At 47.8% G+C, this 12,835-nt stretch carries 16 protein-coding genes; 10 read left to right on the forward strand and 6 right to left on the reverse strand.

Features of this window, described 5'->3' with window-relative positions; translation table 11 throughout:
* Positions 1 to 215: 215 nt before the first annotated feature.
* The 5 genes from JW878_03485 (at position 216) to JW878_03505 (ending at position 2,174) form a co-directional block, all read left to right on the forward strand.
* A complete protein-coding gene (locus JW878_03485; GenBank protein ID MBN1762130.1) occupies positions 216 to 674 on the forward strand; it encodes a hypothetical protein in 459 nt (152 codons plus the stop codon).
* Positions 667 to 1,098, forward strand: coding sequence for a hypothetical protein (locus tag JW878_03490; GenBank protein MBN1762131.1), 432 nt, complete (start codon positions 667 to 669; stop codon positions 1,096 to 1,098). The genes JW878_03485 and JW878_03490 overlap by 8 nt, the downstream gene beginning before the upstream one ends.
* The gene (locus JW878_03495; protein ID MBN1762132.1) at positions 1,074 to 1,586 is read left to right on the forward strand and encodes a PKD domain-containing protein; all 513 of its coding nucleotides are present in this window, start codon (positions 1,074 to 1,076) and stop codon (positions 1,584 to 1,586) included. Before JW878_03490 ends, JW878_03495 begins: the two co-directional genes overlap by 25 nt.
* Positions 1,587 to 1,707: 121 nt before the next feature.
* Positions 1,708 to 1,944, forward strand: a complete 237-nt coding sequence (locus JW878_03500; protein MBN1762133.1) for a type II toxin-antitoxin system HicB family antitoxin — start codon at positions 1,708 to 1,710, stop codon at positions 1,942 to 1,944.
* Positions 1,941 to 2,174: a type II toxin-antitoxin system HicA family toxin gene (locus JW878_03505; GenBank protein ID MBN1762134.1), complete on the forward strand. Its 234-nt coding sequence runs from the start codon at positions 1,941 to 1,943 to the stop codon at positions 2,172 to 2,174. Before JW878_03500 ends, JW878_03505 begins: the two co-directional genes overlap by 4 nt.
* A gap of 252 nt (positions 2,175 to 2,426) precedes the next feature.
* Here the strand turns inward: JW878_03505 and JW878_03510 are convergent, their stop codons facing one another.
* The 4 genes from JW878_03510 to JW878_03525 form a co-directional block, all read right to left on the reverse strand.
* Complete coding sequence (locus tag JW878_03510) at positions 2,427 to 3,941, reverse strand: ATP-binding protein (GenBank protein ID MBN1762135.1); 1,515 nt, start codon at positions 3,939 to 3,941, stop codon at positions 2,427 to 2,429.
* 150 nt (positions 3,942 to 4,091) lie between these two features.
* Positions 4,092 to 4,466 carry a 30S ribosomal protein S8e gene (locus JW878_03515; GenBank protein MBN1762136.1) on the reverse strand — a complete coding sequence of 125 codons (375 nt, stop codon included), beginning with the start codon at positions 4,464 to 4,466 and terminating at the stop codon, positions 4,092 to 4,094.
* A gap of 70 nt (positions 4,467 to 4,536) precedes the next feature.
* Positions 4,537 to 5,241 carry a threonylcarbamoyl-AMP synthase gene (locus JW878_03520; GenBank protein ID MBN1762137.1) on the reverse strand — a complete coding sequence of 235 codons (705 nt, stop codon included), beginning with the start codon at positions 5,239 to 5,241 and terminating at the stop codon, positions 4,537 to 4,539.
* A gap of 57 nt (positions 5,242 to 5,298) precedes the next feature.
* Positions 5,299 to 6,039, reverse strand: coding sequence for a glucose-6-phosphate isomerase (locus JW878_03525; protein MBN1762138.1), 741 nt, complete (start codon positions 6,037 to 6,039; stop codon positions 5,299 to 5,301).
* Between the two features lie 44 nt (positions 6,040 to 6,083).
* Here JW878_03525 and JW878_03530 point away from each other — a divergent pair, with 44 nt between their 5' ends.
* The 3 genes from JW878_03530 to JW878_03540 all read left to right on the forward strand — a co-directional run bounded on the left by JW878_03530 (position 6,084) and on the right by JW878_03540 (position 9,471).
* Complete coding sequence (locus JW878_03530) at positions 6,084 to 7,316, forward strand: radical SAM protein (GenBank protein MBN1762139.1); 1,233 nt, start codon at positions 6,084 to 6,086, stop codon at positions 7,314 to 7,316.
* Positions 7,317 to 7,398: 82 nt separating this feature from the next.
* Complete coding sequence (locus JW878_03535) at positions 7,399 to 8,328, forward strand: nucleoside recognition protein (protein ID MBN1762140.1); 930 nt, start codon at positions 7,399 to 7,401, stop codon at positions 8,326 to 8,328.
* Between the two features lie 114 nt (positions 8,329 to 8,442).
* Positions 8,443 to 9,471 (forward strand): hypothetical protein, encoded by a 1,029-nt coding sequence (locus tag JW878_03540; protein MBN1762141.1) that lies wholly within the window; start codon positions 8,443 to 8,445, stop codon positions 9,469 to 9,471.
* Between the two features lie 25 nt (positions 9,472 to 9,496).
* On the opposite strand, the gene JW878_03545 is transcribed toward JW878_03540, so the two are convergent.
* Positions 9,497 to 10,414 (reverse strand): metallophosphoesterase, encoded by a 918-nt coding sequence (locus tag JW878_03545; protein MBN1762142.1) that lies wholly within the window; start codon positions 10,412 to 10,414, stop codon positions 9,497 to 9,499.
* Positions 10,415 to 10,504: 90 nt separating this feature from the next.
* On the opposite strand from JW878_03545, the gene JW878_03550 reads away from it, so the two are divergent.
* Together JW878_03550 and JW878_03555 are read left to right on the forward strand one after the other, a co-directional pair.
* Positions 10,505 to 11,719, forward strand: a complete 1,215-nt coding sequence (locus JW878_03550; protein ID MBN1762143.1) for an MFS transporter — start codon at positions 10,505 to 10,507, stop codon at positions 11,717 to 11,719.
* A 56-nt stretch (positions 11,720 to 11,775) separates the two neighbouring features.
* On the forward strand, positions 11,776 to 12,330 hold the full coding sequence (locus JW878_03555; protein MBN1762144.1) for an NTPase: 555 nt from the start codon (positions 11,776 to 11,778) through the stop codon (positions 12,328 to 12,330).
* Between the two features lie 244 nt (positions 12,331 to 12,574).
* Here the strand turns inward: JW878_03555 and JW878_03560 are convergent, their stop codons facing one another.
* Complete coding sequence (locus tag JW878_03560) at positions 12,575 to 12,835, reverse strand: hypothetical protein (protein ID MBN1762145.1); 261 nt, start codon at positions 12,833 to 12,835, stop codon at positions 12,575 to 12,577.

A 12,835-nucleotide genomic window follows, 5' to 3' on the forward strand; every position in this document is an offset into this window, starting at 1 on the left:
GAGGGGTAAGGTCTGAGATATTTTTGAGGATTTTGATTATCATTCAGTGGACTAGTACTTTTTAGGTTAACCATAAGTGCTTCGATATCTGCCATGCTTCCGCTCCCCGTTTAACCTTCGTAGTCCTGTTAGCTATAAGATTAGCTAACAAAAATAGAAAAGCTTATATGTAGCATTTTACCTAACAGTACCTTTGGGAGGTATACCGCCGGAAGATGAAAAAAGGCGTGAAGGTTTTGGGTGTGATTAATGATATTTATCAGAAAGCGCCGATATTGGCAATTTGTGTGCTTTTTTTAGTAGCTATGGGCACAGTTTGCTTTGTATCTGCGTCTAATACGGCGTATAGCGTGCCAATTGGGGCAGAAGCAGAGGATTTGGCGGATAATAATTTGGTGCTCGCTTTTACCGGGGAGTTGGCTAATGGCGCTTTCAGCTCTCTCGAGGGATGGTCAGAAGATATACGCGTAACCACGGATTCGTCAGATTCTTCTTACCCAGCAATTGCGGTGGATAGCACCAACAATGTCCATATAACCTGGTATGATTACAGGGACGGAAATGAGGAGATTTATTACACCAAGTTAGACAACAGTGGAACGACGCTGGTTGATGACACCCGCATAACCACGGATTCTGCAATTTCTGGGGGGCTCAGCAATTGCGGTGGATAGCACCAACAATGTTCATATAACCTGGGAAGATTACCGGGACGGAAACGCGGAAATTTATTACACCAAGTTAGACAGCAATGGAACGACGCTGGTTGATGACACCCGCTTAACCACGGATTCTGCAGATTCTTCTTACCCAGCAATTGCGGTTGATAACACCAACTGTATCCACATAACTTGGGAAGATTTGCGGGACGGAAATGAGGAGATTTATTACAAAAATAATTGTGGCGGTGCGCCACCAGAAAATCAACCACCAATCGTGGATTTTACGTACTCTCCGCTCCAACCGATTCTCGCTGAGACTGTAACCTTCAACGCCACCGCTTCGTACGACCCAGATGGTAATATCACAGGAGCTTTGGCGATGGAAACAGTACCAACACAACAGAATCAACGATTACACATTCTTACGTTTCAATAGGTGAGTATACCGTGAACTTAACCGTAACCGATGACAAAGATGCAACGAATAAAACGTCCAGAGTGATTAAAGTTTTTCCGGACGTGCCCTACTTAGATACTGAACCAGGCACCTATCCAAGTATCTGCGGCCTCCATAACGGAACGATTGAGATGACACATACAGTTAACGTCAGTACAATCTATCTCTATCCGTGTACAGGCACTGGCGGGCATATCGAATACGCAAAGATATGGAACGCATCGTGGGAGGGGGCAGAGGCACACTGGCATGGGTACGTGGACAATTGGCACAATTGTTCGTTCGATACAAACTTTACGCTTGTGGCAGGTGCGATATACAACTACACGATCCGCACGGGCTCGTATCCGCAAATCCATCATCAACCCGAATTGTTGACTGCAAAAGGGTGGATCACGTGCTCGGAGTTCGTGGACATCAACGGTAAGAGGCACGAGGGCTGGATACCGGCGATTAGATTAGAATAAAAGTTCTTTCAGACAAGTCACTTTGAAGCACTTTGAGGCAAGAAGTAGAGTGACACCTATAAATAAAAGGAATACAGAAATAATAAAATAGCTATGAATCGCCGTCTGCAGGTGCTGAAAAATGAAGAAATTTAACCTGACAGCTACGATATGGGAAGAAGAAGGCGTATATGTTTCAAAATGTCCTGAGTTGGGTGTTGCGAGTTGCGGCGATACACCGGAAGAAGCACTCAGTAATTTGAAAGAAGCAGTGGAGCTCTACCTCGATAATGCGAGAGAGTTGGGGCTTATTGTAGAGTTGGAAACCGCTCTTACGTCCTCACATAAATTCACTTCTACCTTTGAGGTAACTGCATGAAGAAGCTGCCCGTGGTTTCTTCAGATGACGTAATCAAAGCATTGAAAAAAGAGGGTTTTGAATATGCTCCAAAGCGTGGTAAGGGAAGCCACACGGCACTTTTCAAAATTGATGAAAAAGGGCGTAAATTACTTGTTATTGTGCCAAAAAGAGAGAACTGCCCAAAGGCACTCTTTTATCCATTCTTCAACAAGCTAATTTATCGAAAGATGATTTCATTGAACTCTTGAAGACATAATCAAAACAAAGACAGAGAACAACAGACTGCCAAGGATGCCCCTAATTTATTCCTGAATGGTGCGGTTAGGGCGGTCTTTAATTAGAAGTAACACTTTCAAAAACTTTGAGCCATCATTTGTGGCTGGGAAGGTTTGTAAGTCAAACCCATTAGAAAAAGGTTTAATCCAAAACGCTGCGCTGCTTCCTTTGGTAAAGCTTTTCTTTTTTAAGAAAAGGTTTGTTGATAAGGAGGGCCGTGCCTCTTATTCGAACAGCAGCCGGGCGAGCATGCTGCTCTTCTTCTCGTCTCTTTCATCGGCCTCCTCTGAATCATCCGAATCCCACTCGACCGTCTTCGATACCGCTGCTTTTCTCGCTGCTCCTCCCCCTCTTGTCTCCGCAGCTCTACCGCCGTGCTCGCTCTTTCGCACACGGACATCGACCATAATGGGCATCTCGATGCTCGGACTCGAAAGTAACGCGACGCCCTGCGGTATCCGCTTGATCTCCTCTTCCATCTCGCTGCTCATAAACTCCAGACCTCTGCTCAACGCCTTGATATCGTTCGGATTCGTCACCTTCAGGATGATCTGCGTATTGCACTGCGAGATGACGTTCTTATCCACCCGCGCGGGTCGTTGCGAGATGACGAGCAGCCCCAGCCCGAACTTCCGGCCCTCCGACGCGATGGTTCTCAAAATATTTGAGCTGACCGCCTGCCCGAATCCCCGTTCCGGACAGAAGTTGTGCGCCTCCTCGATAACGAGCACAAACGGCGGAATCTTGCCCATCTTCCTGCCTTCAAAAACCTCTTTGCAGAGTCGGTAAACGATTAACTGCTGTAATTTCGGCTCGGCACCTTTCATATCGAGTATAGACGCCTTACCCTCTTTAACGAGCTCTTCTATTCGTGTCGGGCTGTCGGAGAGTATGCCGGTATCCCGGATCCGTTCGAGGAAGTGGATGATCTTCCATTTGGTGGTGCTCTTGCTCTCGACCACCTCCTTGATGATATCGTCGATCGTGTAAAACTCCTTTCGCGCTTTGATTTCGTTTATACATTGGTATAAAACGCCTAATTGCGCGTCAGACAACGTGAAGAAGTCATATAATTCGTTTACGCTCAGATTGATCCCATCGATGCGAAATAGCCTGTCCGCAGCTGGATTTATCGAGAAATTCGCCGGTGTGTACACCACAACTTGAGGGGCATACCCTTTCGGCGCGATCGCGAATTTATCCATCTGCCTCCGCTCTTCTTCGCTCTGGTTCTCGTATTTCAGTGAGAGATACTCGCCGTGCGGGTCAACGATAAGCAACGGGACGTTCTTGTCGAGCAGCTCCTCGATGAGCACGCCAGCCGTGTACGACTTGCCACTGCCCGTCTTCGCCAGGATGCTGCAGTGTTTCTGGATTAGCTCGTCTTTCTTCAGATAGACCGGAATGTCACGCCCGTCAAGCATACCCAGGTGGATGCCCTTGTTTTTGAGCCCCAGCGTGTCCATGACGAAACTCTGATCTGCTTTGAAGATCTTGGCATCACGCGGGAGCGTACTTTTTGGCTGCATCAGAAAGCCGCGTTCGTCTTTATACCCGATGATCTCCACGGTTGCCGTCTTCTCTTCGACGTCAACCATAGATACGACACGCCCGAGGATCCAGCCGTCTAATTCATTCCATACCTTTACGTACTCGTTCCTCCTTACCTCGCTGGAGACGGTAAAATCGAACTCGTGCAGTCCAACATCACCCGAAATCGTGCCTACTAACTTATACATCTTACACTCCCTGGATCGGATATCCGTTACCTCTCACTACCCACGTACGTACTTACGCGACGCGAAAGGATGCATCGTAACAGCTCATGCGTGACGGACGCCAAATGGAAATTATAGAGAGCAGATCCAATCAAATTGAATTGAATTATGCTATACTAATACCGCATTCACGATCCCCTCTTGACCCGGTCGGCTGGTTACGACCGCGTCGCCAAGTTCAGTCTCGATTACCGCGCCCTTTGTCGTAATGTTCCGGCGTGCGTAGAACGGATTTGCGGGATTCTTCTTCACGGTGATTATTTTAACCGTTTTCGTAGTTCCACTCTTCGGATCCGCGACATTTGCCAGTTCACATTTAAGTAGCCTCAGTTTACTGCGACCGCCGCGCGTTCTGATCGTTCGTCTTCGTGTCTCGCCGATGGTCGTGTCTGCTGCGGGCCTACCCGCCTCGTGCTCCCGCTTCTTACGATTTCGATGAAGCCTTCCTCCCGTGGACTTTCGTCTTGATTTACCTTGCCATCTCATTTTTTACGGACCCACAAACCCACATTTGTCACACTTATATAAATTACTTTGCTTTCTGCACTTCGCGCATCTACCTATCTCGTTCTCTCCGCAGTTCGGGCACGGAAAGACGGTGAATCCCTTCTCCAGCAATTTTACTCCGCAGGATGTGCAATACTCGGTCATAGCATGCTCCTCTTCTTTTTATTTCTATTTCGATTTTTAGCTTTGAAGTTTTATCTGTCTCTTCGCCGGTCGCCGTCACGCTTGTCATAGCTACCACCGTGGACGGCATACTATACTTACATCTTCCTCCATTAATAATAACATCCGCTTCTATTTCTACTTCTTCAACCCGGGTCGGCGGAGTTTTACCGGATATGTTCGCGCTCGTTGCGGTTATCGGCCCCGTCTCGTGTATTATACGCAGTGCTATTTCGTTATCTGGGAATCGAACGCCAACGAGATCGGACCCCGCAGTTACGAGATCCGGCACGCACTTTTTTCCCCGTAATAATACCGTGACCGGCCCGGGCAGCAGCTCTTTTAAAATGGCCATCAGTTCGGCGTCCACGTATGCAACGGTCTGTAGCATCTCGAATGATGAGACGGCGAGTGAGAGCGGGTTTGACAGGTCTCGACCTTTGAGTTCGTACACTTCCCGCACCGCATCCTCCGAAAGCGCATCGGCACCCAAACCGTACACCGTCTCCGTAGGGTACACGACCGTACCCCCACGCTTGATTGCAGCGATCGCGGCCCGTATCTGGTCTTCTACCTCTTTATCGGTTGACATTCCTTTTTCTTTGCGTGATAGTACGAAATTAGGAGCAAATGTAAAGAGACCGGAATGTTACTTAAACCACTCTTCAGGACGCGTAAGAAACTCAAGCTGCTCGGGCTCTCGCAATAGGTCATACAGTGCTCTGTCCTTGCTCAGCATGAGCCCACGTGGCCAGGTCTCCTCAGGCTGTAAGAATCGTATATCCGGCACATCATCGTACTCGTCGTTCTTGATAAACTCGCCATACGTCAGTTCGAAATACGCTGCTCCTTTTCGCTGCTTTATTGGCTCGTAGATCGATGAGAACGTTCGTGCAACCCAGTTCGCCATCTTTAACGCCGATTCGGACGGATTAATCGTAACGTGCCCATAATCAGGAGGAACGATAACTTTATCTCCTTTCTTCGCTTTTACCACGATTACGTCGGTTATCTTTTCAATGCCTTGTATCTCTTCACGTTTTTGCAGTAAATAATGCGCTTCGCCCTCTAATACTCCGTACATCTCTGGGTAGGTCTGTTTTGAATCATCGGGGCACGGATGATAGTGCCCTGCGGTTTTAACAAATTCCACGCCGAGGTTATTCGGCGGAATAATCGTGATGTCGTATCGCAATCCCAATTTGGCTATCTTATTCGCGTCCGCTTCGTTCTTCGATACGTCTCTGAACATATAGTACAGTTCCATATCCATGCTCGCGTTCGCTAAAAAGCGTTTATTAAACAGAACCCCCTCCATATCCTTCAGTGTCCTCGCTTCAGGGTAGAACGTTCTCTCTCCAAATTTTAATTCCTGCCACGTTGCACTCATCTCGTTAAACACTCTTATTAATAGCATGTTTACGATATTTAAATATGGATACTGCATCCACGACGATAACCGTTCAATTCGGGAGATCGTCGAAGCTTTTCGAGATTATACAACGCCCGATACCGCATATCGTTGTTGATTCGAGCAAGGAGCTGCACGGCTGGTGGAACGGAATAGAGCCGTACGGGAATCGAGAATGCACCTCGGAGAAGCTCCTGATAAACCCGTATAACGGCTGCAGCCATAACTGCCTCTTCTGTTATTCGCACGCGTTCGGCGGCTATTTCAAACTATTTCGCGAGCACGGGGTCGTTACGGTATTCAAAGATTTCGATAAACGGCTTGCGCGGCAATTGGATGGACTCACCGTTGCGAGCTGCGGCTATCTCTCTCCGGTTACCGACCCGTTCCAGCCGCTCAATGACCGATACGAACTGAGCGAGCGGATCGTAAAGGTGTTTGTCGATCGTAATATCCCGGTGCAGTTCACCACGAAGGGTAAAATAAGCGAAACGGCACTCAACCTGATCAAGAGACAGGGTCACTCGTTTGGCGAGGTATCCATCCTGACGCCGGACGAAGCGAAACGACAGCGACTGATGGTGGGCGGCGCAACAACCGAGGAGCTGGTGCGAAACCTAGAGCGGCTTACGAACGCAGGCACGTTTGCCGTGTGCCGGATTGACCCGATAATACCGTATGTGACGGATAACCAGGAAGAACTGGACGATTTAGTACAGAGGGTGGTTGATGCTGGTGCGGGGCATATCATAACGAGCTGTCTGGACATTCCTCTGGTGATGAAGCACGAACTGTACGAAGAGCTGTCGAAAAGGTTCGACGTTCCCAAAACGCACTTTGCCGATTTGTATACCGAGACGATGAGCGGACGGCTTCACGCGAAGCTAGCATACCGGCGGAAGCTGTTCGGCATGATGCGGGCGATATGCGATCGAAATAAAGTGACGATGGGGCTCTGTATGGAATTTCAATCCCTCAAAGGGAAGTACGTCACGGGTTTGAACAGGGAGTTTATGAGCTCTTATAACTGCGAAGGCATCGACGTGCCGCTTTACGTACGTGCGGGCGACAGCAAGCGGTTTGAGCCCGTTCATAGTTGTAAGGGGAATTGCTTACAATGCCATATCATGGATAGCGCGCCGGTATGTGGTATTCCGGACTTGCAGCAGGCGAGCGCGTGGAAATTAAAAGATTACCGAAGGTGGAGCCTGCAGTTGAAAGAACGAAGCGCGAAACAGCGCACGTTCGAGGTATGAGTGCTGTTCGGACACTAAGAAGCTAAGATAAGACGAGTAGCTTTTTCTTTGGTGTGCTTAATAAGATAGACGTAAAGTAATCATGAACACCGCGATTTATCTCATCAGAGCAGTGAGCCTCATTACTTTCGGCGTGATCGTGGCGAACGTCGTGCTCGAGAGCGATGCGATGCGGAAGTTATCGCCGCTTATACGACCGTTCTGTAGTGCTTCGAACCTGCCGCGTGAAGGTACTATCTCGCTTTTCGCTGCCTTTTTCAATCCCACCGCTGGGAAATCGACCCTGGCGGGGTTCTATCACGAGGGTAAACTAACCGATAACGAAACGATCGTAACGCTCGTCATGAGCACATTTCCGACCGTCGTTGGCGAATCGCTGTTCAGGGTGCATGCGCCGATTGCGCTCGTGCTGTTAGGCCCCGTTATCGGCAGCATTTATATCGCGCTCACGCTGCTCTCCGCGTTTCTACAGTCATTCGGCGCGTTCGTCTATGCGAAATTGCGCTTCCCGCAGCCGGCGTGTGTTGACGAGGAGATATATGCAGCTGCAACGGAAACAACAAAGAATCAGAAACTGAAAACGGCACTGAAGAAATCAGTTGCCACGTTGAAAAAGGTAGTACCAATAATGGTCGTGGCGTTTTTAGTGGTCGATATTCTGTTTACGCTCGGTCTCATGGACAATATTAGTGTCATCTTTGATCCGATCCTGCGCGTATTGGATCTGCCAGGGGAAGTAATCACCGCACTCGTTGCGGATTTAGCGCATTTCTCCGCAGGTTACGCGATTGTCGCCGCACTGCTCGCGAAAGGCGTGATCACGGCGAAGCAAGCGATATTAACACTGCTCATTGGCAGCATGCTCATGATAACGCTCGTCTACCTGAAGTACAGCCTTCCCATGTATATGTCGCTCTTCGGCAAGCTCGGGGCGAAGATCACCGCGATTATGTACCTGAACAGTATGGTTGCGAAGGTGCTGATGATTCTGCTCGTTGTGGTAGTGATGTGATGAGTGTTTTTATTAGATATGAGAAAAATATAATTTTTTGAAAAATAAATATGTAGTTGAGATCGATAACTTTTAAATATCATTAAGTTTATATCTTTAGCATAGTGTTTTGAAATGATAGAAAACGAAGAGTGGGACTTTAAAGAGTTTACGCCAGCTATTGCTTTATTAGTAGGTATTTCTGCAGTTTTGTTTAAAATAACAGAATACTTTAACACTAATATTGTAAATTTAAGTAATCCTGCACTAATATCAGTTTATCTTTTGGTTTCCGTTTTAATCAGTGAAATTTTAATTATTTCGTTATTTATTTTAACGAAAGGGTATATGATAGCGGCAAAGGATGAAGAATTGAAAGTATTAAGAAGAATAAATGCAATTTTAAACCGATGGCTGTTTGTTATTCCTATTTTTGTAATTATTTATTCATTTTTAAGCGTATTTTACCTTTTCGTTACAAGAAACTGGCAAGGTAACATAATCGGCTACTTTGATAGTTATTCTTGGTTGATGTTCTTTTTGGTTTCTGTATTCATTTCCGCCATTCTGTTTACAGACATATATGAGAAGTTTAAGCTTTTATCATTTCAGTATTCAAAATATCTAGTAAAAAAGAAAATTAGATCTTTAGGTCACATATTCCAATCACCAGAAGATTTAAATAAATCAAATTTTGCTATAATTTTAACCTTATTATTCTATGCTTTTTTATTAATACTTATTCCTTTTGTATTAATTATAATACCTACATTTTTGTTATGCGGCTCGTACTCGATCGAAATAGCAAATGCCTCCTATTCTTGCACTGATGAAATGATGGTGACGATATATGATACGGGTGTGCCCTCATCAAGGTGTTATATCTCGTTATATAATTTGACAAACTCTAACGAGATATTCTTTGATAATAAGGACGATATAACAATTGAAGAATCCGGAAAAAATGAATCTCATAATGGATTTATGACTGGCGAGAAGAGAGATGGGATATATTATTTGTCTATAAATACTTCTAGTCTTGTTCCAAACTATTATCTCTTAAAGTCCGAAGTAACGTACAATGATTTTCGAAACTTTGCCTTATTAAGAGCTACTAAACGAGACCATAAGTTGTTTTATCTTGCGCCTAAAAATATTAGTTGAAGTGCATTTCCCCAGAAAATCGAAACTACCACACCCGCGCCGCCCGTTGCGCCAGCTCGTTCGCATCTTGCGCCTCGCGCAGCATGCTTTCATCCAGAAACAAATAAGCAGCTCGCTTGTTGTAGTACGGCGCGCCCTTTCTCGAAAACACCGTCAAAACCTTGCCGTCGTGGTTCACTGCAACACCTTCACATTGGTAGTGACTTCGTATGACCGTCTTCACTCCCGCCATACTGAGAAATGCGTCCGTCGTCGTCTTCCCAAAGAGCATCCCGGCACCGCGTACTGACTCGAAACAGCCGTTGCCCTCGATCGGGTCGTTCCAGAGCAGCTCCTTGAACGTGCTCGTTCCCGGATGTCTCTCGCGTGCGCGCGCAATCTCATCGAGCGAGGTTATCACGCAAGGCACGCCGCCGTGCATCATCATATACCGTCCCGTAACCAGTACCGCGTAGGGTAAATACGACCACAGCTCTTTGAGGGCCCTGTAGAGATCCTTGCCCTGCTCACCAAAGCGCTTGACAAAGAACAAAGGCAGTTCATGGGGTCTGAACATCATATCCGGCGGGCCTTCGTGGTTGCCGCGCAGCAGTACCACGCGTTCACCTTTGCCTGCGAACAACTTCAACCTCAAGACCACATAGTACATCGCAACGCTTTCATCGCCCCGATCGCCGTAATCGCCCAAAAAGATAATTCGATCCGCGTTTAAAACCTCCTGCTGCTTCAGTATATGCATCAGGCTATCCAGATCGCCGTGGAGATCGCCGATAACGACCATACTTGTCACCGTGTGAGGGTCGATGCGCACCAATCCGCCCCCCTTGCGAGCACCCAACTCTTCACGCAATCGATCCTTCGCTTCCGTAATCAGTGCCGCAAACTCCTCCGCAGACGCCTTGAACGCCTGCTTCACCCATTCATCAACTTCCTCTGCCTTCATTTCATAGTCGTTACGTATGTATACCGGAATGTGGATTTTTCTGCCCGAACAATAAATAATATTCGCGTGAGTCGTAAAGGTGTTTGTGGTATGGCTATGGCCGAGTCAGCATCAAGCCGAGAACCGAAAGCGCAGCGAAACGGTCAATTGCTCTTATTCTCCACGCTCTTCCTCGTCTACAGCGTCGTTATTGGCGCGGTCATCACGATTCATCCCCTGTATCTGGAGCACTTTCTCGAAAAGCCGGAATTAGTAGGGCTCGTTGCGGCGCTCTCCTCGCTTGCCGGGATGCTCTTCAGCCTTCCCGCTGGTGTGCTCGCCGACAAACTCGGCCGGAAACGCTTGCTAATTGCTTCGTTCTTGCTCCTCGCGGCCGTACTTGTGGCGTTTTTCATCAATACAAGCCTGTACGCGTTAATCGGACTGCAACTAGCATTTGGGATGGCCATGGCGCCCGCATGGGTGATCAGCGAGGCGTTTATCAAGGATATTTCACCGAAAGGCCGGCGAGGCGAGTTCAGGTCCTTCTTTGGCACCTTCGCCAATGCCGGCCTGTTTACAGGCCCCATCATCGGAGGGTTCCTCGCGGACCGATTCGCACTACGAACCCCGTATATCTTCTCCGCGCTGCTGCTCCTTGCGTCCTTAACACTGATCCTCAAATTACGCGATAATACCGGTAATCGGCGTGGAAACACCACTAACAACGAAACAGGTAAGGACGAATTGTTAGCAGTACTCAAAGAGTTCCGGGCGCATCGAGAGCTTATGGTTCTGGCGCTCTGCACCGTTGCACTCTTCTTCTGGTATTCTGCTCGCTGGGTCTTCGGGCCGCTGTTCCTCGAACGCCTGGGCTACAGCCCCTTTATCATCGGGCTCTGGATCGGTGTTTCCGGCGCTCCGTACCTCTTTTTCCAAATACCGCTGGGTAAATTAGGCGATAAAATCGGGAAAACCAGACTGATCTGTCTTGGCTTCGCTATCTCGACGATATTCATTATTCCCTTAGGATTCCTGCAGTCGCTTCCCAGCCTCTTACTAACCGTCTTTATCATATCGCTCGGCACGACCCTGGTCGAGCCGTTACTCGAGGCGCGCGTCACGGATATCGTGCCACGGGAACGATATGGTGCTTACTCCGGCATCTTCGAACTTGCCAAGACCACCGGGGTCATGATAGGCCCGGTAAGTTCATCGCTCTTCGTTTTCCTGTTCGGCATCTCGTATTCCTTCTTACCCGCCGTTATCTTCTTCATCCTGACCCTAGCACTTTTTCTCTACACGCGCCAATCGGTATGTACGTAACGTAGAGCATAACCGTGCCGAAGAACGCGTTAAGCCATGAATGGATTGAGTCCACTATGCAACTAGGAAGAACCGGAATAACCGGAAAACCGAGGATCGGGAAGTCAACGATCATCAAGGAAGTGATACGGCGATTGAAGACCGAAGGTATAGCGGTAGGTGGCATGCTCACAGCCGACATCCACGAAGGGGGGCGACGGGTCGGGTTCTCCATCGAGGATATACGCACGGGCGAGACGGGCATTCTGGCGCACGTGCAGCTCCACCGGCACGGCCCAAAGGTAGGCAAGTACACCGTCAATCTCACCGATTTGGATGCTATCGGTGCGCATTCGATAACCTCTGCGCTTTTACAATCCGAACCGCAGATACTCATCATAGATGAAATCGGCCCGATGGAATTGAAGTCCACGCGCTTCCTCGACGCGGTAGAAAACGCACTGAGCAGTAATAAACAGCTCATTGTTACCGTGCATCAGCGCTCAGCGCACGACTTGGTACGGCGGATAAAGAGCACGTTCGAGATACTGGAAATTACTGAAGCGAACCGAGAGGAAATGGTGACAGTAATCCTGAAGATGGGGGAGAACAGTCTTAATGGAGAGGGCTAGGGGCAAATCGCACGTCACCATACACTCTGAATAACCCCAGTTGCACATAAAGTCGGCTTTCAGTATCGCACAAATTTGCCGTCAGTTGTGCTCGTGAGGATAGAATTTGGAGTATCGCTAAACCCCAACCAAAATTACCGTCAATTTTTGGGTTTGGCGTCTCATAAATATCCCCCGCCCTCAACACGAGAGAATGCCCTAAACTTCTCCATAGCTCTTCTTTGCTATTTTTTCCATCTCGCTCTTATTTTAAAACGTAACCGATGATTGCACCAAAAATCCCGTAAACTACTGCTGAGATGATTAACTCGCAGTGTGGGTACATAAACAATGAGCTGATATAGCCTAAACCAAAACGAGCGAAGAAACGCACTAAAAATAGTGAGATGGCACTAATATGTCCTGTTACCAATGTGATAGCTGTACCAATCACGCCGACTGCACCGCCTATTATCGCGCCTATCTGCCACGATTTCAACTTTTTTAACCAATATCTCTTTCCCAT

This window comes from Methanomicrobia archaeon (genome assembly GCA_016930255.1).
GTDB lineage: Archaea > Halobacteriota > Syntropharchaeia > Alkanophagales > Methanospirareceae > JACGMN01.

What these genes read in the sequence shown, in the direction of transcription:
- JW878_03545 (MBN1762142.1), bottom strand. Translation starts at nt 10,414, where the DNA reads ATGAAGGCAGAGGAAGTTGATGAATGGGTGAAGCAGGCGTTCAAGGCG.
- JW878_03520 (MBN1762137.1), bottom strand. Translation starts at nt 5,241, where the DNA reads ATGTCAACCGATAAAGAGGTAGAAGACCAGATACGGGCCGCGATCGCT.
- JW878_03515 (MBN1762136.1), bottom strand. Translation starts at nt 4,466, where the DNA reads ATGAGATGGCAAGGTAAATCAAGACGAAAGTCCACGGGAGGAAGGCTT.
- JW878_03530 (MBN1762139.1), top strand. Translation starts at nt 6,084, where the DNA reads ATGGATACTGCATCCACGACGATAACCGTTCAATTCGGGAGATCGTCG.
- JW878_03510 (MBN1762135.1), bottom strand. Translation starts at nt 3,941, where the DNA reads ATGTATAAGTTAGTAGGCACGATTTCGGGTGATGTTGGACTGCACGAG.
- JW878_03505 (MBN1762134.1), top strand. Translation starts at nt 1,941, where the DNA reads ATGAAGAAGCTGCCCGTGGTTTCTTCAGATGACGTAATCAAAGCATTG.
- JW878_03525 (MBN1762138.1), bottom strand. Translation starts at nt 6,039, where the DNA reads ATGAGTGCAACGTGGCAGGAATTAAAATTTGGAGAGAGAACGTTCTAC.
- JW878_03535 (MBN1762140.1), top strand. Translation starts at nt 7,399, where the DNA reads ATGAACACCGCGATTTATCTCATCAGAGCAGTGAGCCTCATTACTTTC.
- JW878_03560 (MBN1762145.1), bottom strand. Translation starts at nt 12,835, where the DNA reads ATGGGAAAGAGATATTGGTTAAAAAAGTTGAAATCGTGGCAGATAGGC.
- JW878_03485 (MBN1762130.1), top strand. Translation starts at nt 216, where the DNA reads ATGAAAAAAGGCGTGAAGGTTTTGGGTGTGATTAATGATATTTATCAG.
- JW878_03540 (MBN1762141.1), top strand. Translation starts at nt 8,443, where the DNA reads ATGATAGAAAACGAAGAGTGGGACTTTAAAGAGTTTACGCCAGCTATT.
- JW878_03500 (MBN1762133.1), top strand. Translation starts at nt 1,708, where the DNA reads ATGAAGAAATTTAACCTGACAGCTACGATATGGGAAGAAGAAGGCGTA.
- JW878_03555 (MBN1762144.1), top strand. Translation starts at nt 11,776, where the DNA reads ATGCAACTAGGAAGAACCGGAATAACCGGAAAACCGAGGATCGGGAAG.
- JW878_03550 (MBN1762143.1), top strand. Translation starts at nt 10,505, where the DNA reads ATGGCTATGGCCGAGTCAGCATCAAGCCGAGAACCGAAAGCGCAGCGA.